The organism is Devosia sp. (assembly GCF_048261455.1).
Lineage (GTDB): Bacteria > Pseudomonadota > Alphaproteobacteria > Rhizobiales > Devosiaceae > Devosia_A.
On sequence record NZ_JBLXGA010000002.1, the window covers coordinates 20,817 to 40,334 of the forward strand.

Annotated in this window: 16 protein-coding genes and 2 pseudogenes; 3 read left to right on the forward strand and 15 right to left on the reverse strand. The window is 63.6% G+C overall.

What is annotated here, in order from left to right; all coding sequences use genetic code 11:
* Window positions 1–3: 3 nt before the first annotated feature.
* From ACN0TK_RS02125 to ACN0TK_RS02145, 5 genes are all read right to left on the reverse strand, one after another.
* Window positions 4–915, reverse strand: a complete 912-nt coding sequence (locus ACN0TK_RS02125) for an ABC transporter permease subunit (protein WP_417307792.1) — start codon at window positions 913–915, stop codon at window positions 4–6.
* Entirely contained in the window at window positions 912–1,922 is a 1,011-nt protein-coding gene (locus tag ACN0TK_RS02130) for an ABC transporter permease subunit (RefSeq protein ID WP_417307793.1), read from the reverse strand. The genes ACN0TK_RS02125 and ACN0TK_RS02130 overlap by 4 nt, the downstream gene beginning before the upstream one ends.
* Before the next feature lie 56 nt (window positions 1,923–1,978).
* Window positions 1,979–3,577, reverse strand: a complete 1,599-nt coding sequence (locus tag ACN0TK_RS02135; RefSeq protein WP_417307794.1) for an ABC transporter substrate-binding protein — start codon at window positions 3,575–3,577, stop codon at window positions 1,979–1,981.
* A gap of 209 nt (window positions 3,578–3,786) precedes the next feature.
* Entirely contained in the window at window positions 3,787–4,626 is an 840-nt protein-coding gene (locus ACN0TK_RS02140; protein ID WP_417307795.1) for a DUF1206 domain-containing protein, read from the reverse strand.
* Between the two features lie 605 nt (window positions 4,627–5,231).
* Window positions 5,232–5,495 (reverse strand): DUF2171 domain-containing protein, encoded by a 264-nt coding sequence (locus ACN0TK_RS02145; protein ID WP_417307796.1) that lies wholly within the window; start codon window positions 5,493–5,495, stop codon window positions 5,232–5,234.
* A 127-nt stretch (window positions 5,496–5,622) separates the two neighbouring features.
* On the opposite strand from ACN0TK_RS02145, the gene ACN0TK_RS02150 reads away from it, so the two are divergent.
* Window positions 5,623–5,850, forward strand: coding sequence for a DUF3072 domain-containing protein (locus ACN0TK_RS02150; RefSeq protein WP_417307797.1), 228 nt, complete (start codon window positions 5,623–5,625; stop codon window positions 5,848–5,850).
* 214 nt (window positions 5,851–6,064) lie between these two features.
* Entirely contained in the window at window positions 6,065–6,370 is a 306-nt protein-coding gene (locus ACN0TK_RS02155; RefSeq protein ID WP_417307798.1) for a GIY-YIG nuclease family protein, read from the forward strand.
* Between the two features lie 327 nt (window positions 6,371–6,697).
* Here ACN0TK_RS02155 and ACN0TK_RS02160 read toward each other — a convergent pair whose 3' ends face one another.
* Both ACN0TK_RS02160 and polA read right to left on the reverse strand, forming a co-directional pair.
* Complete coding sequence (locus ACN0TK_RS02160; RefSeq protein WP_417307799.1) at window positions 6,698–8,023, reverse strand: hypothetical protein; 1,326 nt, start codon at window positions 8,021–8,023, stop codon at window positions 6,698–6,700.
* A gap of 219 nt (window positions 8,024–8,242) precedes the next feature.
* On the reverse strand, window positions 8,243–11,158 hold the full coding sequence (gene polA, locus ACN0TK_RS02165) for a DNA polymerase I (protein WP_417307800.1): 2,916 nt from the start codon (window positions 11,156–11,158) through the stop codon (window positions 8,243–8,245).
* A 763-nt stretch (window positions 11,159–11,921) separates the two neighbouring features.
* Here polA and ACN0TK_RS02170 point away from each other — a divergent pair.
* Window positions 11,922–12,578, forward strand: coding sequence for a response regulator transcription factor (locus ACN0TK_RS02170; protein ID WP_417307801.1), 657 nt, complete (start codon window positions 11,922–11,924; stop codon window positions 12,576–12,578).
* 16 nt (window positions 12,579–12,594) lie between these two features.
* On the opposite strand, the pseudogene ACN0TK_RS02175 reads toward ACN0TK_RS02170, so the two are convergent.
* The 8 genes and pseudogenes from ACN0TK_RS02175 to ACN0TK_RS02210 all read right to left on the reverse strand — a co-directional run.
* Window positions 12,595–12,933, reverse strand: a pseudogene (locus ACN0TK_RS02175) (transglycosylase SLT domain-containing protein); the annotation flags it as partial.
* Between the two features lie 322 nt (window positions 12,934–13,255).
* Window positions 13,256–13,447 (reverse strand): hypothetical protein, encoded by a 192-nt coding sequence (locus ACN0TK_RS02180; RefSeq protein WP_417307802.1) that lies wholly within the window; start codon window positions 13,445–13,447, stop codon window positions 13,256–13,258.
* Between the two features lie 19 nt (window positions 13,448–13,466).
* Complete coding sequence (locus ACN0TK_RS02185; RefSeq protein WP_417307803.1) at window positions 13,467–13,712, reverse strand: hypothetical protein; 246 nt, start codon at window positions 13,710–13,712, stop codon at window positions 13,467–13,469.
* Window positions 13,713–13,782: 70 nt separating this feature from the next.
* The gene (locus ACN0TK_RS02190; RefSeq protein ID WP_417308133.1) at window positions 13,783–15,414 is read right to left on the reverse strand and encodes an FGGY-family carbohydrate kinase; all 1,632 of its coding nucleotides are present in this window, start codon (window positions 15,412–15,414) and stop codon (window positions 13,783–13,785) included.
* A 60-nt stretch (window positions 15,415–15,474) separates the two neighbouring features.
* Window positions 15,475–16,053 (reverse strand): annotated as a pseudogene (locus tag ACN0TK_RS02195) (HAD family hydrolase); the annotation flags it as partial.
* An 82-nt stretch (window positions 16,054–16,135) separates the two neighbouring features.
* A complete protein-coding gene (locus ACN0TK_RS02200; RefSeq protein WP_417307804.1) occupies window positions 16,136–17,614 on the reverse strand; it encodes a mannitol dehydrogenase family protein in 1,479 nt (492 codons plus the stop codon).
* 14 nt (window positions 17,615–17,628) lie between these two features.
* Window positions 17,629–18,636: an ABC transporter ATP-binding protein gene (locus ACN0TK_RS02205; RefSeq protein ID WP_417307805.1), complete on the reverse strand. Its 1,008-nt coding sequence runs from the start codon at window positions 18,634–18,636 to the stop codon at window positions 17,629–17,631.
* A 12-nt stretch (window positions 18,637–18,648) separates the two neighbouring features.
* The gene (locus ACN0TK_RS02210) at window positions 18,649–19,473 is read right to left on the reverse strand and encodes a carbohydrate ABC transporter permease (RefSeq protein ID WP_417307806.1); all 825 of its coding nucleotides are present in this window, start codon (window positions 19,471–19,473) and stop codon (window positions 18,649–18,651) included.
* Window positions 19,474–19,518 lie beyond the last annotated feature (45 nt).

Consider the following 19,518-nt stretch of genomic DNA (forward strand, 5'->3'; position numbering starts at 1 on the left):
GGCTTAGCTCCGCTTCAGCTTGGGATCGAGCGCATCGCGCAGGCCATCGCCGATCAGATTGATCGCCAGCACGGTGATGAGGATGGCGAGGCCAGGAATGGTCACCACCCACCAGGCGGAGGTGATGAACTCGCGGGCCCGGGCCAACATGGTGCCCCATTCCGGCGTCGGCGGCTGGGCGCCCAGCCCCAGAAAGCCCAGCGCCGCCGCATCTAGGATGGCGTTGGAAAAGCTCAACGTCGCCTGGACGATCAACGGGCCGAGGCAATTGGGCAGAATGGTGATGAACATCAGCCGCAGATTGCCGGCGCCGGAGACCTTGGCCGAGGTGACGTATTCGCGGTTCTTTTCGGCCATGACGGCGGCGCGGGCGAGACGGGCGAAATGCGGTTGTAGCACCAGCGCGATGGCCAACATAGCGTTGAACAGGCCCTTGCCCAGCACCGACACCAGCACCAGCGCCAGCAGCAGCGAGGGGAAGGCAAGGATGATATCCATCACCCGCATAATCAGCGCATCGACCCAGCCGCGGAAGTAGCCGGCAATGACGCCGAGCGTGACGCCCGAAACGAGCGCGATGGTGACGACGACGAGGCCGATCGCCAGCGAATAGCGGGCGCCCCACATAAGGCGGGAGAGGATGTCGCGGCCGACTTCGTCGGTGCCCAGAAGGAACTGCGCCTGTCCGCCGTCCTGCCAGGATGGGGGGATCAGGATGGCGCCGGAATAGACCTGCTCGGGATCGTGCGGGGCCAGCAGCGGCGCGAAGATGGCGACCAGCACGGTTAGCAGGAAGATCACCAGACCGATGACGGCGCCCTTGTTGACCGAGAAATAGTACCAGAACTCGCGCAGCCCCGCGAAACGGGAGGTCGAGGCGGTGGGCGTGTCGGTTTCGACGGCGTCGGCGCTCATGCCTGCACCCTGATACGTGGATTGATGAGAGCGTAGAGCAGGTCGACGATCAGGTTCACCATCATGACGATGATGGCGATGATCAGCATGCCGCCCTGGACGATGGCGTAGTCGCGACGGCCGATGGCCTCGATCATCCACTTGCCGATGCCGGGCCAGGAAAAGATCGTTTCGGTGAGAATGGCACCGGCCATCAGCATGCCGACCTGCAATCCGATGGTGGTGATCACCGGGATCATGGCATTGCGCAGCGCGTGCAAGCCGATGACGCGCCGCGGTTCCAGCCCCTTGGCACGGGCGGTCCGCACATAGTCCTCACCCAGAACTTCGAGCATCGCCGAACGGGTTTGGCGCGCGATGATGGCGAGCGGAATGGTGCCGAGAACGGCCGCCGGCAGGATCAGGTGGCGCAGGGCCGAAATGAAGGCCGGCCAGTTGCCGTAGATCAGGCTGTCGATGGTCATGAAGCCGGTGACGGGGCGGAAGAAGAATTGCAGCCCGATGCGGCCCGAAACGGGAGTCCAGCCGAGATAGCCGGAAAAGAAGATGATCAGCAGGAGGCCCCACCAGAAGATCGGCATGGAATAGCCGACGAGGGCCGAGCCCATGGCGACCTGATCGAACCACGAGCCGCGCTTTACTGCGGCAAAGATGCCAGCCGGAATACCGATCGCTACCGCGAACAGCATGGCGAAGGTGGCGAGTTCGAGTGTTGCCGGAAAGAGCGCCAGGAACTGGTCGATCACCGCGGTCTTGGTCTTGATCGAGGTACCGAAATCGCCCTGCAGGGCGCTCAGCACGTAATCGAAATACTGCTCCCAGATGGGGCGATTAAAGCCGAGCTGTTCGGCCAGCTGAGCATGGCGCTCGGGCGACATGACGCGTTCGCCCGACAGCAGCGCCACGGGATCGCCCGAGAGGACGCGCACAAGGCCAAAGGCCACGATGGTGATGCCGATGAATGTCGGCACGACCAGGGCCAGGCGATTAAGGATGTATCTGAGCATGTTCTGCGACGCTGTACGGAGGCGGCACGATGGCGCCGCCTCCGATGGTCAGTGCATCATTCGGCGATATCGACGCCGTCGAAGCGGTGATAGCCAAGCGGATCCATGACGAAGCCGGTGACTTCATTGCGCATCGGCATGAACACCTTGGAGTGGGCGATGGTGGCCCAAGGGGCCTGCTCCTTGAAGACGACCTGGGCCTGCTCGTACAGGTCGGTCCGTTCGGCCTGATCGGAGGTCAGGCGAGCCTTCTGGATCAGGTCCTCGAACTCCTCGTTGCACCACTGGGCGCGGTTGTTGCCGCCGACGGCATCGCAGCCGAGCAGCACGCCGAGGAAGTTGTCCGGATCACCGTTGTCGCCGGTCCAGCCGAGCAACACCGCACCATCGCGATCGACGGCGGAGGACTGGGCGATATATTCGGCCCATTCCATAGTGACGATTTCAACATCGACGCCGATATCGGCGAAGTTGGCCTGCATCACTTCGGCCATGCGCTGGGCGTTGGGGTTGTAGGGCCGAGAAACGGGCATGGCCCAGATCTTCATCGACAGGTCCTCGACGCCGGCATCGGCCAGCATCTGCCTGGCGGCTTCCGGATCGTAGGGATCGTCCTTCACCGCGTCGTTATAGGACCACATGGTCGGCGGGATCGGGTTCTTGGCCGCCGCGCCGGCGCCGGCGAACACTGCGTCGAGGATGGCCTGCTTGTCGATCGCCATGTTGAGGGCCTTGCGGACCTCGACCTGATCGAAAGGCGCCATCTGTGTGTTGTAGGCGAGGTAGCCCACATTGAGGCCCTCGGCTTCTCCGACCGTCAGATTCGGATCGGCCTGCAGGTCAGCCACTTCCGCCGGATTGGGATAGGGCATGATGTGGCATTCGCCGGCCTTGAGCTTCTGCGCGCGCACCGAAGCGTCGGTGGTGATGGCGAAGATCAGGTCGTCGATCGGCTGCTTGCCGGCCCAGTAGTCGGGGAAGGCGCTGTAGCGGATCACCGCATCCTGCTGATAGTCGACGAAGGTGAACGGCCCGGTGCCGATCGGCTTCTGGTTCAGCACTTCGGGAGTGCCGGCTTCCATCAGCTGGTCGGCGTATTCCTTGGACACGATCGAGGCGAAATCCATGCCCAGGTCGGCGAGGAAGGCCGCATCGGGACGCGACAGGGTGAACTTGACCGTCATGTCGTCGACCTTTTCGATCGAGGACAGCAGGTCGGGGAAGCTCATGCCGTTGAAATATTCCCAGGAAATGCCGTCGGCATAGGAATACCAGTCGTTGTCTTCCTTCCACTGACGCTCGAACGAGAAGATCACGTCGTCAGCATTCAGATCGCGCGAGGGGGTGAAATAGTCAGTGGTCTGGAATTTCACGCCGGGGCGCAGCTTGAAGGTATATTCCAGCCCGTCGTCGGATACTTCCCAGCTTTCGGCAAGGCCGGGCTCGAGCTCGGTTTCGCCGTGCTTGAACTCGACGAGGCGATTGTAGATCGTGCGCGAGGCGGCATCGAAGGTGGTGCCCGTCGTGTAGGGGCCCGGATCGAAGCCTTCAGGCGAGGCTTCCGAGCAATATACGAGGGTCTTGGCGAACGCCGCACCCGACGCCATGACGGCCGTGACCGCTGTCGCTGCAAGCAGGGTTTTCATCAATTTCATGATGTTCTGTCTCCCGATTATGGCGCTCTCGGCACGTCTTGGCTCTTCTTGAGTGAGGAGCACGGCCGGAGCTTGGGCGACAGAAAAGCGCTTTTTCGAGAGTGACGCAATGGGGATTTTGACCAAGCGGTCAAAGAAAATGGACAGAAAGTCTGACGTAGTTTCGCCGCCGCAAGTCTTTCCCAATACCAGTTACATACCGGCCAAGATCAACCCGGAATGGCGTCTCGCACGTCACTCATGTCGGGCGAGTCAAGATTGCGGTAGATGCCCTCGATGATCGAATAGATGCCGAAACTGATGAGCCCGAGCGCGGCAATGCCATAAAGCCAGCGGCCGAAGGGCAGATCGTAGACATAGGCCAGCGCCTCGCGGGTGCCACCGGCGTTTTCGGGCGAGACGGTGATGGCGGCAAAGAGCACGAAGCCACCGACGATCATCAGCACTGCGCCGCGGGCGGACAGGCCGAAGCGGCAGATGGGGTCCATCCAGGATTCGTGCTTTTTCGGCAGTTTGATGCGCTTGCGATACTTCTCGCTCAGGCCGCGGTAGATCTGGGCGCCGCCGGCCACGATGACGCCGAGCGCCACGGCACCGAGCAGCCACGGGCCGAAGGGCTGACTGAGCAGCCAGGCCGAGGCGGTTTCCTCACCGCCGCCACCCGAGCCGGAACCGGACCCGCCGCTCGAGCTGCCCATGCCGAGGGCCAAGCTGCCGGCGGTGAGAGCCAGAAACAGGTTGGCGCCAGCGCTGACGATATTGGCGGCACGCAGGATGAAGCCCTTCATGTCGTCGTCATGATCGTCGGCATTCAGCAGGCCCTGGGCGAGGCGCCACAGGATATAGCCAACGAGGCCGAGCGCGACCGCACCGAGCATGATGCGCCCGAACGGCAGGCCTAGCAGACTGGTGAGCGCGTCGGAGGAACCCTCGCCATCGCCGCCGCCACCCCAGACCGCCGAAGTGAGGGCAAGACCGCCAAGCAGCAGGTAAACGACGCCGCGGGCGCCGTAGCCGAAGCGGGCGAGTGTTTCAAAGTGGTCGTCCATCGGCGGTGCTCCTCTTCGTCAGCTAACGAGGCTGGCCGATGGTGGTTCCGGTCGCTCGGGCGATGTTCGTGCGCCCCTGCCCCGGATGCGCTGGTTTCGGTGCTGGCGCGATAGGAGCACGCAGCACGAAAGGCCCGGCCGGCTTCTGCCGTCGGGTGCGCAGGATGGGCGGGTCCGGCGCGGTGTCTGGCCACGCGGTAGTCCGCAAAAGTAACGGCCGTCGCCGCGCCGGACCGTTTGAGGTCGGTTGAGACCATTGCGCATGAGGGAGCGTGCGTGGCTGGTGCCCTCCACGTCACCGTTACCGGGACGGGACCTGACCAGTCGGCCGGTTGCCCATGCCAATGACCTGCCGCCGGACGGCTCCGGCGGCCCCCAAAGCCCCGGCCAGCCGTCCGTACGCGACCGCGCCCTGCCGGGAACAGCACGAGTTTAGCGCCGCGTGATGGGACGGGGATAAGTTGGGGGGTGTTAGCGCGCAAAGAGATTGCGCCACCCGGCGCGACGACGGGTTTGGCAAAGGGCCAAAACCCTGCCGCGCGTCCCTCCCCAAGCAGGGAAGAGAGGAGGTGAGTGCGATCGCGCAGAATGCGCGGGGGACGGACTTAGGTTGTGGGGGAGCCGTCTTCTTCCTGCTCGAACAACTCGGCCGCGGTCGCCGCGTCGGCGGAGAGGCGGACAGTGTCGCCTTCGATGTCGGCGACAAGGCCGCCGGGCAGATAGTGGTGGTGACCTTCGTGGCTGCCCTCGCCGGAGGAATCCTTGGTGAGCTTGATGCGGTCGCCTTCGACGCGATCGACGGTGCCGACCGCCGCGCCATCGGCGCCGACGACCTTCATGTGCTCGCGAATATCGGAAAGATTGGCCATGGGAATACTCCTCGATGTGGTGCCTTGGGTGTCAGAAACGCGCGGCCGGAGCAAAGGATGCGGCGCGGCGGTGGAACACATCGCGGACAGGAACATTTAGTGAACATACAAACACGGAGAGCGCGACATGAGCACCCCCACGCACAACCCGAAGGCCGACCCTGCCCCCGACACCAATACCGTGAAGGACCCGGCCGACTGGACCACCGGCGACGAGCCGATGACCGGCGCGCAGGCGAGCTATCTGAAGACGCTGACCGAACAGGCCAATGCGCCGGAGCAGTTTTCGGAGGATTTGAGCAAGGCGGAGGCCAGCCAGCGGATCGATGGATTGCGGGAGCAGTTGGGGATGTAGGGCGCTGGCGTTTGCAAAGCACTCGGGGTCATCCCGGGCGAAGACCCGGGATCCAGCTTGAGGGCTTACCTCTGCCACCTGGCGGCTGTGGGACGATCTCGGGATGGGCCCCGGGTCCAGCCCGGGGTGACACCGTGCGTGGGTGACGGCTGGTGCAAGAGCCTCAACGCACATCACCGGTGACAGGTGAAACGGGCTGTGCTTGGGTCGGCGCATGGAGAAGACCTATCAGGTCTATATCGTCACCAACCGCAAGCACGGGACGCTGTATACCGGCGTCACCAATGACCTCGTGCGGCGCGCCTATGAACATCGCGAGGGCGTCATCGCCGGATTTTCGAAGACGCATGGCTGTACGCGGCTCGTGTGGTTCGAAACCCATACCGATATCGACGCCGCGATTGCGCATGAAAAGCGGCTGAAGCGCTGGCGCCGGGCGTTCAAGGAAGCGCTGATTGCCGAGCGCAACCCGGAATGGCGGGACCTGTGGTGGGAGATCACCGGCCAGAGGGACGGGTGAGATGGTGCCACGCGCGGGGCGGCGCTGAGCGGTCGGAGTGTGGCACGGACGGCGCAAGAAACTCGTTGTCATCCCGGGCGAAGACCCGGGATCCAGCTTGAGGTGCTGCCCGTTACCACCTAGCGGCTGTGGGGCGATCTCGAGATGGGCCCCGGGTCAAGCCCGGGGTGACACCGTGGGTGTGGGATGGGCGGTGCAAGAGCCCGCAAACTGGGCACCGACGGTGCAAGAAACTCGATGTCATCCCGGGCGGACCTGTGGTGGGAGATCATCGGTCAGCGCAAGGGGTGAGATGGCGCGACGCGCTGGATGACCCCGGCCCTGAGCTTACCCTCCCGCCCCCTGCTGTAATAACTGGAGCTGGCGCACAACGATACTCATCGCGTCTTGCATCCAACCTAGTCCCTCAATACCCGGCGCCAGCACCCCAAGGCCACCTGCCGCCGTCAATGCAACAGATATAAGGGCACCGGCCAGTGCGATGGCGACAACCCCGGATGACCGGTCAATAGTCTTGTGTATTGTCTTATCAATAAAGTCCGCACCATAGCCAAAAACGCGAATAACAAGATTTTCAATTGTTCTAACCGCAGCTAGCGCGACTTTTTTTGAGCTTTTCTTTGGGTCATCGAGAAATTCACGCAATGCCCGAAGAACCTTGGGCACCTCTGGATCTGAGATCTGAGGGTCTTGTTCGAGATCATTAACTACATCTGACAATATCTGTGAAATCGAGGAAACGTCGAACTCCGTTACCCGGGCGATCTCAGCAGATTCACTGAAATCTCTCCATTCTGAAAACTGTGACAAATACATGCTCACGCTCGAAGTATGAGCAACTAGCAGTGCCGCCAGCGCATCTGGGAGCTCGACGTAGAAGGCCTTCGCCAGCTGCTCGCAGGCCAAGTTTGAAATTCCGATCTGGATCGCATTCTGTCCTGTCTTCAGGTGCTCCTGTAGTTCTTCTACGTTGTTCAGAAGCCTTGGATCACAGTTCGAATTTCTTAATTGGTTCGCCAAGTCCTCGCCCCTGCGGACGAGCTCTCCGGCAGCAGCATCCACAACTGCCTCCCGCCCCGGCAGAGGAGAATGCGCCTGCTGCCTAATGTGCAGTTGTCCGCCTTCGACCTCAAATTGTACCGGCGCAATTTTTTGCTCAGGAACCAACTTTCTTAAAGTATTTGCGTCCCTTTCTGCCTCATTCGCAGCAAATACCTCCCGATCGATATCCTCATTCCATTCCACGCCCCCATTAAGAACCTCAACAAGTATTCCTATCGCCGTCGAAACCGGCATACCCCTGCCGATTTCACTCAATAGCCGGATGTCATCATGGAACGGAGAGTTTCGTGGCCGAACTACTCGGGTTATCCGGATCTGAGAAGCAATCTGCCAAAATTCTTTATCGTAAGACAAATCGATTAATGCATGCCGCAGCTCACTTATCACCACTCCTGCAGCTTGGACGTGTCCGCTACGTCTTACCTGCATCAACCGGTGTGCAAACCGATATCTAACGCTCTCAAATTTCAGGTATGCAGGCTCGATCTCAGCCCGAACCTCCTCCTTTTCACGCCGCGCTATGGAATCAAATGACTGCCGTATTGCTGCGATGGCATCGTTGACCGTTAAAATGTCGCTTTGATAGATCACATCGCACCGAAAATCTTCTGGCTGCTACTCAGCAGCAGCACCGAGCCTCACTACTACATGCTCCGTGACTTGCTTTCTAGCAGATTGCCCAACTGCCGCGGCAAAATCGATAAACCGACAGATTAAGTGCTTTTCATATGTTTCTTACTTTGCATTCGCACACTGATTGATCTGGACGCCTCAAGTACGAGATCGCCCACGCCATAACCACGAAATACTTCAATGCGCCCCGTCCCAATCGCGTGCCGCGGCGGCGTCGACCTTGATCGGGACCGTCAGACGCACTGCGGGCTCCGCCGCCCCCTCCATGATCTCGCGGATGACCGGGATGGCCTGGTTTTCCGTGCCGTCGGGGACTTCGAAGATCAGTTCGTCGTGGACCTGCAGCAGCATGTCGGCTTCGATGTTGGCCGCTTCGAGCGCCGGTTCCATGCGGATCATGGCGCGTCGGATGATATCTGCCGCGGAGCCCTGGATGGGGGCGTTGATGGAGGCGCGTTCGACGAAGCTGCGTTCGGACGGGTTCGATGAATTGGCATTGGGGAAGTTGATGCGGCGGCCGAAGAGCGTCGTCACATAGCCATCGGCTTTCACGCGGCGGCGCTGCTCGTCCATATATTGCCGGATGCCGGGGAAGCGCTCGAAATAGGTTTTGATGTAGTCGCCCGCCTCGCCGCGCGGGATGCCGAGCTGGTTGGCGAGGCCGAAGGCCGAGATGCCGTAGATGATGCCGAAATTGATGGCCTTGGCGCGGCGGCGGACCTCGGACGGCATGCCCTCGACGGGGACGCCGAACATTTCGGACGCCGTCATGGCGTGAATGTCGAGCCCTTCCTCGAAAGCATCCTTGAGCGCCTGGATATTGGCAATATGGGCGAGGACGCGAAGCTCGATCTGGGAATAGTCGGCCGAGATCAGGCGCTTGCCAGGTTCGGCGACGAAGGCGGTGCGGATCTTGCGGCCATCGGCGGTGCGCACCGGAATGTTCTGCAGGTTCGGATCGTTGGAGCTCAATCGCCCGGTCAGTACCGAATGCTGCGAATAGGTGGTGTGGACGCGCCGCGTGCGCTCGTTGATGTAGGTGGGCAGCGCATCGGTATAGGTGCCCTTGAGCTTGGTGAGCTGGCGCCAATCGACAATGGTGCGGGCGAGCGGCACGCCCTTCAATGCCAGATCCTCGAGGACGCCGGCGCCGGTGGACCAGGCGCCCGTCTTGGTTTTGGTGCCGCCCTCGAGCCCCATGCGATCGAAGAGAATTTCGCCAAGCTGCTTGGGGGAGCCGAGGTTGAAGCTACTGCCCGCAAGTTCATAGGCCTCGGCCTCGAAGGCAGCGGCGCGCTGAGCGAAATCGGCGCTGAGACCCGCAAGGATGTTGCGATCGACGGAGATGCCGCGCGCCTCCATGCGGGCGAGGACCGGGGCGAGCGGGCGATCGATGGTTTCGTAGAGCGCCGTCATCTTTTCGGCGACGAGGCGCGGCTTGAGGATATGCCACAGGCGGATCGTCATATCCGCATCCTCGGCGGCATAGGCCGCGGCCCTGTCGATTTCGACCTGGGCGAAGGTGATCTGGGTCTTGCCGGAGCCGATCAGCTCCTTGATCGCGGTGCCGGCGTTGCCGAGCCAGTGATCGGCCAGCTCGCCGAGGCCGTTGAACTGCGGTCCGTCGAGCACGTAGCTCAACAGCAGCGTGTCATCGAGGCTATTCACCGGCACGTCGTAGCGGGCGAGGAGGCCGAGATCGTATTTGGCGTTGTGGAAGATTTTCAGGATCGAGCGATCGGCGAGGACGGGGCGCAACAGATCGAGCGCGGTGCGTATGTCCATCTGGCCCTCGGCGTGGCCGCCGCCGAACATGTCGCCATTGCCGCTCACGTGGCCGAGCGGCAGATAGGCGCCGGTGCCGGGGGCGATGGAAAAGCTCAGCCCGACCAGATCGGCGGTCTGGTTGTCGAGGCCGGTGGATTCGGCATCGAGCGCCACCTGGCCCTGGGCGTAGATGGCATCGATCCACTGGCTGAGGCGGTCGGCGTCGCGGATGATCTCGTAGGCCTCGGGCTTGAACGGGATGGCGCGGATCTTTTCGTGCATGGCGCGCGCGTGGACGACGGTGGGGGCATCGGCGGTGCCCTCGGCGGCGTGGCGGGCGGCGCGGGCATTGGCGCGGGCCGTGTTGTCGAAGCCGACGGCGGCGGTCTTTTCGGCGGCGAACTCGGGATCGGGCTCCCAGGCATCCGGGTCGGCCTCGAGCAAGGTCGCGAGGCGCTTGGTGATGGTCGCAAACTCCATCGCCTTCAAAAACGGAAAGAGCTTTGACGGCTCGACCGGCTGGCGCGCCAGGGCGTCGAGATCGAGCTCGACCGGTACCTGCTGCTCGAGGGTGACGAGGCGCTTGGAGATGCGGGCGAGCTCGGCGTTTTCGCGCAGCTTTTCGCGGCGGGCGTTCTGCTTGATGTCGTCGACGTGGTCGAGCAGGATCTCGATGGTGCCATAGGTGTTGATGAGATCGGCGGCGGTTTTGACGCCGATGCCGGGGACGCCGGGGACGTTGTCGACGCTGTCGCCGCACAGCGCCTGGACCTCGATGACCTTGTCGGGGGTAACGCCGAATTTCTTCATCACCTCGTCGGGGCCGATCCAGCGCAGCGGCGGCTGGCCGGGACGCGGGATGGTGTCGAGCATGCGGATCGCGCCATCGGGGTCGATCAGCTGCATCATGTCCTTGTCGGAGGACACGATGGTGGCCTTGCCGCCGGCGTCGCGCGCCATGCGGGCATAGGTGGCGATGATGTCGTCGGCCTCCCAGCCCTGCTGTTCGATGCAGGCGAGGTTGAAGGCGCGGGTGGCGGCGCGCGTCAGCGGAAACTGCGGCACCAGCTCCTCGGGCGCCGGCGGGCGCTGGGCCTTGTACTGGTCGTAAATGTCGTCGCGGAAGGTCTTGCCGGAATGATCGAAGATCACCGCGAAATGGGTCGGCGCGTCGTCGCCCTTCAGATCCTCGGTGAGCTTCCACAGCATGTTGCAAAAGCCCTGGACGCAGCCGACGGGCAAGCCATCGGACTTGCGGTTGAGCTGCGGCAGGGCGTGAAACGCGCGGAAGATGTAGGCCGAGCCGTCGACGAGAACGAGATGCATGTGCGGGCAGATCCGGAAGGGGAGTCGGAGGCGCAGATTAGCCGCAGCGGAGCGGCGGGGAAACCCTGCGTCGGCGGCGCGATATGTGGTGTTCGAGCTGCATCGGCCCAGCAGCAACCCGCTGGCGCGGACGGGCTGGTTGCTGGGCAAGGCCGGCCGCCGTCTGGCCGGCCATGCGCGGAAAGCCTGGCGGCGCAGACCCGGCCGCTAGGGCGCGGCAGTGTGGTCCGAGGCTCGGCACTGGCGACGCTCGGCCAAGCTGCGGCGCAACACCCGGAAGAGGCGCTGCGGACCGGGAGCTCCTCGCCGTCTCAGCAAGAGGGCTGGCGGCAGGTCTGGCATTAAAAATGACATGCCGAACAGGCCCGAAGCTGGGGATAACCCCAAGGATACTGAGATAACGTTATTGTGATGTCCCGCACTTAATCGGGCAAAAACGCACGTGTTTTCACGTATCCATGCTCGGCCATGATGTCGCGTGGATTGCCTTGACGCACGGCCGTCAAACCGGATTTCCGTTTGCACAATCAAAGAGTTCTGTTACAGAACTTAAACGCTGACAACCTTATCCGACTGTCCCTAAGGCCATGAAAACATTTTCTGAAGTTATCGTCAGCACAAACTAAACAACGGCTGTCATATTTTCAGAACGCATTGTCTTTTCCTAATCCCGAAGGCAGTAGTACTTAGGTGGACGCGAATCGCTGGTATCTGATCGAGAGTGGGACAGAGTTCCGCCTCGCAAATCCCTTAGGAGGGACAGATGGAACGGTTGGCGGATGAAGTGTCATATCGGCCTTACTTGAATCGAGACCGATTGATTTATCTCACGCATCCAGATCAAAAAGTGACGAAGACTCTCTGCGACGAATTTATCGCAGAAGGCTTCCAGGTGTCCATTGTGCCGGACATCGCAGGATTGATGCGCCTGATAGAGTTGCGAAGGCCAGATCTTGTTCTCATGGCTCTGTTCGACGAGAGCGGAACTGTTGAGGACACCCTGGAAGTGGTCGCGGCAATACGCGCTCAGCATCTAGGTATTCACACGTTCTTGCTTGCACCGGACATCGTGCGGGCCGAGATCGTGTGCAAAGCGATGAAGGCCGGCGCAAGTTCGGTGTTCTCGAGCCCATACCCGCCGATGGAACTGGCGAGTGCGGCGCGGGAGATCTTCCGGGGTGACATTCACGTTGGACCGGACAAGAACGGCTCTGCATCAGTGACCGTGAAGGGTTTCGGCACCCTGACCCACCGCGAACGGCAGATTCTGCAGTTCGTCGTGGAAGGCCAGACCAACAAGGAGATCGCCGTCGATCTCGGGCTGTCCTATCGCACGGTCGAAGTGCACCGCCGCCACATCATGGAAAAAATCGGCGCGCGCAACACCGCCGAACTGGTGCGGCTGGCGATCAAGAACTGAGGACTTGTCGGGCTGTCTAGCGCAGCCCGACCTCTTCCAGCAGGCCCTTGGCCTTGGCATCGTAGTAATAGCCACGCGAGTAGTTGCGGACCGCCCCGTCGGCATCATATCCGGCGACGATGTAGGCCCCGCGCAGATATTTCACCGCGTATTTGAGGTTGGTTTCTGCATCGAGCAGGCCCGTCGGCGTGCCCGAATAGCCCATGGTGCGCGCGGTCGCGTAGCTGATCTGCATCAGGCCGTAGTAGGCCCCGTTGCGGGCAGCCGGATTGAAGCGGCTTTCCCGGTGCACGACGCGGCGCACCAAAGATTCCGGAACGGCATAGATCTGCGCATATTTGCCGATCAGGTGATCGACCTGAGAAGAGCGCGGTGCCGCAGCATAGGCCATGACCTCGACGTCCATCGGCGCGGCCCGCGTGGCGGGTGTCGGCGCCAGCGCGGCGACAGTCGGACTGGCCGGCTTTAGGCCCGGCAGGCCCGACATGGAGCACCCGCTCAGCACGGCTGCCGCCAAAAGCGGCGCGACAAGGCGCATGCCCGAGGTGGTGACGGCGTGTTTGGGGATGGTGGCTACCGGCTTCATGGCCAGACACATAGCAGAGCCGGAGCCGGCAGGAAACTATCTGTTAACCCGCAGTGCGGGCGGCTGCCGAAGCAGCCGCCGTCACACGTGATCAATCGTCGACGACGTTATCGGGAAACGGATCCTGCCCGGGGGGCAGGACCGGATTGTCGCCGGGTTTTTTCGGGTTCGGGATGGGCTTCCGGCCCGGGTCGGGGTGCCGTTCACCCGGCTGCATGGGTGGCACCGGACCATGTTTGGTGCCATCGGGCGGGGTGACTTCCGGGGCGATTTCGTCGGTCATCGTGGGTCTCCTGTCTTGATCAGCGGACGGGGATCTCTTCACCGGGCGGCGGCGTGATGTCGGGCTCCGGTGCCGGATCGGGCTCCGGGAATTCGGCCGGCGGAATATCGGGACCCGGCGCCGGCGGCGGCTCCTGCAAAGGACCAGGCACCGGATCGGGCTGCGGCTCCGGCACAGGCTCGGGCGTGCCCGGACCGGGGACGTCCGGCACGCGGCCGGGGAGGTTGGGGTCGAGATTTGGGGGCAGCTGTGGCTGTATGGTCATGTCGGCCTCCTTGAAGAGGCACAACCCATGGCACAGGCGTGAGTTCCGACCGGCGGACCCCGACGGCGCCTCAGTCGGCAGCGATGAGCGCGTCGAGCGCAGCGCGGTGCGCGAGCATCTGGTGGAAGATGCGATAGTCGTGATCGTGCCGGGTACGGAGGGCCGGATTGGGCCGGCGCACCGTGGTCGGCGGGGCCATGGCGCTCACGGCGGCGGGCAGATCGGCATGGTGCCCCACCGCGGTCGCCGCAACCATCGCCACGCCAAGAAGGGTTGCATCGGGCGTTGCCGGCTCGAGCAGGCAGGCGCCGGTGACGTCGGCATAGAGCTCCATCAGCAGCGGGTTGTGGGTGTGGCCGCCAGCGATGTGAATCTCGGCTGTCTGATAGCCGTGGTCCGCCAGGGTTTCGAGGTTGTGCCGAAGGCCCATGGCGATGGCGGTGGCCGCCCGATAATAGAGCCGGCAGAGCGCATCGAAGCTCTCGTCGAGCGTGGCGCCGCTGACGACGCCGAGGGCCCGGGGCTGGCCGAGCGGTGAGCGATTGCCGTGAAAATCGGGTAGAAGATGCAGCCGGCGGGCATAGGCATCGCCCTCGGCTTTACGGCACTCGGCGATGCGGGCGAGAACCGCGGCGTGCCGTGATGCGGTGGGCGCACCACCGGCCGAATGGGTGCGCAAGACATATTCGAGCAGGCCGCCGGTCGCGGACTGACCGGCCTCGTTGAGCCAGAGCCCGGGCAGCACGGCATCGGCAAAGGGCCCCCAGACGGTGGGCACCGGGTGGGGATCGGCCGACAGCGCCATGACGCAGCTCGAGGTACCGCCGACGAGGGTCAGTTGGCCGCCCTCGGCAGCAGCGCGAGAGGGATCGACGGCGCCAAGCGCCCCGGCATGGGCGTCGATCAAGCCCATGGCAACGCGGCAGGTTTCGGTGAGGCCGAGGCCGGTGGCGGCATCGTAGGTGAGCGGGCCGAGATCGGCGCCGATGGCGGCCGGGCTGTCGGGCAGGCCGGCGCGCGCCATGAGATCATCGAGGCCGACGGTGGCGAGGAAATCGGGCTGCCAGCCGCCCTGATGCGGCAGATAGGTCCATTTGCAGGTCAAGGTGCAGATGGAGCGCGACGGATTGCCGGAGGCGCGCCAGCAGAGGAAATCGACGAGGTCGAAGATCAGCCCCGCCCGCTGCCAGGTGCCGGGCAGATGGCGCTTGAGCCACATCAGCTTGGGCACCTGCATTTCGGGCGAGAAGGTGCCGCCGGTATGGGCCAGCACGGGGTGACCGGTGGCGGTCGCCTCGGCGGCCTCGGCCTGGGCACGGTGATCCATCCAGGCGATGGTATCGAGCGCCGGTTCGCCGGTTGTCGACACCGGCAGGGGCGTGCCATCGGCGGCCCGAACCACTAGCGAGCAGGTGGCGTCGAAGCTGATGGCGGTGATTTCGTCGGGCGCGGCGCGGCAGCGGCTCATGGCTTCTCGGGTCGCGAGACAGACGGCGGCCCAGATGGCTTCGGAGTCATGCTCGGCGATGTCACCGTCGGGCCGGTGCATGGCAAAGGGTGCATCGGCGCGGGCGAGAAAGTCGCCGTTTGCGTCGACAATGGCGGCGCGGGCGCTGGCGGTGCCGACATCAACGGCGGCGACGAGATCTGGCGCCCTGCCCCGGTCCCGGGTCTGATGCAGCGCGATGAGGCCGGGCAGCATGCGCATGTCGGCAAAGCGCGCATCGGGCTCAAGCGCGGCATGCTGGGCGGCGAGGCCGGCGGCTTCGACATGGCCGCCGCCGAGATAGGCGAAGACCCGCATGCCGGCAGCACGGGCGGCCCGGACGCCGGCCGGGCTGTCCTCGATAACGAGGCAGTTTTCGGGGGCAACGCCCATTTCGCGGGCCGCATGCAGGAAGAGATCGGGCGCCGGCTTACCGCGTTCGACCATGGTGGCCGAATAGATATGCGGGGCAAAGCGCGGCATGAGGCCGGTGACCTCGAGGCTGACGGCAATGCGTTCGGGGCCGGAGGACGACGCGACGCAGACGGGGAGGTCGAGCCGGTCGAGCGTCGCGGCCAGATGCGGCGTCGGCTGCAGATCGGTGCGATAGAGCGCGAACAGGTCGTCGCGCATCATGCGCAGCGCATCCTCGCCCAGCGGCGTGCCGTGATCAGCTTCGAGGGTCTGCGAGATTGATTGCAGGCTGCGGCCGAGAAAGTCGCGATAGGCGGTCTCGTTGGAAATGCTGACGCCCTGGCGCGCGATGGCGCGCCGCAGGACCCGCATGGCCAGCGGCTCGCTGTCGACGAGCACGCCGTCGCAGTCGAAAATCACCAGTTTGATCGGCGCAGACATGGACCTTCCCTCTCGGGCCGCAGGCTAGCCGGTGGCGGCAAGGGCGGCTAGGGCGATTTGCGCGGGACGGATGGGCGCCGGGCTAGAGGGTGTCGGAGAGGTAGCGGTTGAGGGTTTCGACGGTGCCGAAGGCCCACAGGGTCGACAGGGCGTGGGTGAAGGCGGTGACATAGGCCTGGTTGGTCCCGAGATCGCCGAAGATATCGGTCATCTCGAGCCAGGCGGCTGGATTGTCCTTGGCCTTTTTCGCCTGGGCGGTGAGGCGGTCCCAGCTGGGGTCGTTGGGGGCGATGGGCTGGCCGGAGTCGGTTTCGCCGTAGCAGTAGCGGGCCCAGAGCGCCGAAACGAGCGCGAGGCCGGTGACGGACTGGTCGGCGGCGATCCGGTCGGCGGCCGAGGGCAGGATGAACTTGGGCTGGCGGTTGGAGCCATCGAGGCAGAGCCGGGTGATGGTGTCGCCGATCTTGGGATTGGCGAAGCGCGCCTCGACCTGAGTGTAATAGCCGTCGAGATCGGTATCGGGCACCGGCGGGACGACGGGGATGATCTCGTCGCGCTCGACCTTGCGCAGGAAATCGCGGACCAGGTCGTTTTCCATGGCCTCGTGGACGAAGTGGATGTCCATCAGCGCCGCCGGGTAGGCGATGGTCGCGTGGCCGCCGTTGAGGATGCGAATCTTCATGTGCTCGTAGGGCGCGACATCGGGCACGAACTGCACGCCGACCTTTTCGAGCGCCGGGCGGCCGGCAGGGAAATTGTCCTCCAGCACCCATTGGCGGAAGCGTTCGCAGAACACCGGCCATCCATCCGCGACGCCGAAATTGTCGGCGAGCAGCTGGCGCTCGCGATCGGAGGTGGCGGGGGTGATGCGATCGACCATGCCGTTGGGGAAGGCGACACTGGCGCGGACCCAGTCGGCAAGCGCCGGATCGATCTTTTGCGCGAGGCCGGCGATGGCGTTTTCGGTGACGTGACCATTGCCGGGGATATTGTCGCAGCTCATGACGGTGAAGGGCTGGGTGCCTTCGTCGCGGCGGAGGCGCAGACCGGCGAGGATGAGGCCGAAGACGGTTTTCGGGCTGTCCGGCGCCGCGGCATCGGCAGCGATCTCGGGGTGATCGGGGTCGAAGCGCTGGGTGGCCGGATCGATATAATAGCCGCCCTCGGTGACGGTGAGCGAGACGATGCGGATCTTCGGGTCGGCGAGTTGGGCGATGATTGCCGCGGCATCGCCGATGGGCAGAAAATCGACCATCGGCGCGGTGACGCGCGCGGTGCTTTCGCCGGCCTCCTGGGCGACGACCGTGGTGAGCCAATCCTGCCGGGCCAGCGTCGACCGCATGCCGGTATCGGCGGGCCGGACGCCGGCGCCGATGAGCCCCCACTCGTGCCCCTCGCCCAGCCCGAACAGATCATCGAGATAGACCGCCTGATGGGCGCGATGGAAATTGCCGACGCCGAAATGGACGATGCCGGCGGTGAGAGCGGAAGCATCATAGTTCGGCGTTGTCACGCTGGCATCGAGTTGCGACAGGGTGCTGGTGGAGAGTTTTACAGGCATAGACACGTTCCTCGTCAGGCGCCTGGCAGGGCCAGACCGTCCTTGTCGAAGCGGTAGATACGGGTGGGGTCGGGCGAAAGCCAGACGGTATCGCCATGCGAGAGCGCATGTTCGCCGCCGGCCCGCACGGTGAGCTGGCCGATGCCATCGACATGGACGTGCAGGAAGGTGTCGGAGCCGAGATGTTCGGCGACGCCGACCGTGCCCTTCCACATGCCTTCGCCGCTGGCGAGCGTGAGATGCTCGGGGCGCACGCCGATGGTGGCGGCGCCGAATTTCTCGGCATCCTTGCCGGTGACGAAATTCATGCGCGGCGAGCCGATGAAGCCGGCGACGAAGATATTCGCCGGCGTGCGATAAAGCTCCATCGGGGTGCCGTATTGCTCGATGCGGCCGGCATTGAGCACGACGATCTTGTCGGCCATGGTCATGGCCTCGACCTGATCGTGGGTGACATAGACCATGGTGGTCTTGAGCTGCTGGTGCAGTTCGGTGATCTCGATGCGCATGTTGACGCGCAGCGCCGCATCGAGATTGGACAGCGGCTCATCGAAGAGGAACGCCTTGGGCTCGCGCACGATGGCGCGGCCGATGGCGACGCGCTGGCGCTGCCCACCGGAGAGCGCGCGGGGCTTGCGATCAAGATAGTCACCGAGATTGAGGACGCGCGCCGCCTCGGCGATCTTTTTGTCCTGTGCCTCCTTTTCCATGCCCGCCATCTTGAGCGGGAAGGCGATGTTCTGGCGCACCGTCATATGCGGATAAAGCGCGTAGGACTGAAACACCATGGCGAGGCCGCGATGGGCCGGGCCCTTATCGGTGACGTCGAGCCCGTCGAGCTTGATGGCGCCCGAGGTCGTATCCTCGAGCCCGGCGATCAGCCGCAGCAGCGTGGACTTGCCGCAGCCCGAGGGGCCAACGAAGACGACGAAGCTGCCATCCTCGATCTCCAGGCTTGCATCCGGGATGACGGCATGGCTGCCGAAGGACTTGTTGACGTGGTCGAGAGTGATCGAACCCATCTTGCGTGACCCCTATTTCACGGCGCCGAAGGTGAGACCGCGGACGAGCTGTTTCTGGCTGAACCAGCCGAGCAGCAGGATCGGCGCGATGGCGAGAGTTGAAGCCGCCGACAGCTTGGCCAGGAACTGGCCCTGCGGCGACGAAAAGGATGCGATGAACGCGGTGAGCGGCCCGGCATTGGCGGCCGACAGACGAATGGTCCAGAAGGCCTCGTTCCAGGCGAGAATGACGTTGAGCAGCAGGGTCGAGGCGATGCCGGGAACGGCCATGGGCACGAGGATGTAGATCAGCTCCTTGGGGAGCGTGGCGCCATCCATGCGGGCGGCTTCGAGGATATCGACCGGGATTTCCTTGAAGTAGGTGTAGAGCATCCAGATGACGATCGGCAGGTTGATGAGCGTCAGGATAGCGGTGAGGCCGAAGAGCGTATCGAGCAGGCCGAGCCACAAAAAGATCAGATACATCGGCACCATGATGCCGGCGGCCGGCATCATCTTGGTGGAGAGCATCCACATCAGCACGTCTTTGGTGCGCGGCGTGGGCGTGAAGGCCATGGCCCAGGCCGCCGGAATGCCGATCAACAGGGCGATGACGGTCGAGCCGAGCGAGATGATCACCGAGTTGAAGAACGGCTTGAAATAGTCGCGCTGCGCCTGAACATCGAAATAGCTCTCGATGGTGAAGCTGGGAATGAGGCTGAAGCCCGCCGCCGCCTCGCCCTCGGTCTTCAGCGAGGTGATGATGGCGTAAAGAATGGGGAAGAAGAGCACCAGCGCGACGAGCCAGGCCAGCGTGGTCATGACGATACGGCGGCGAGTGGATACGGCGCGGGCCATCAGCGGGCTCCCTTCTGGTTATGGCGCGGTGTGCCCGCCTCTCCT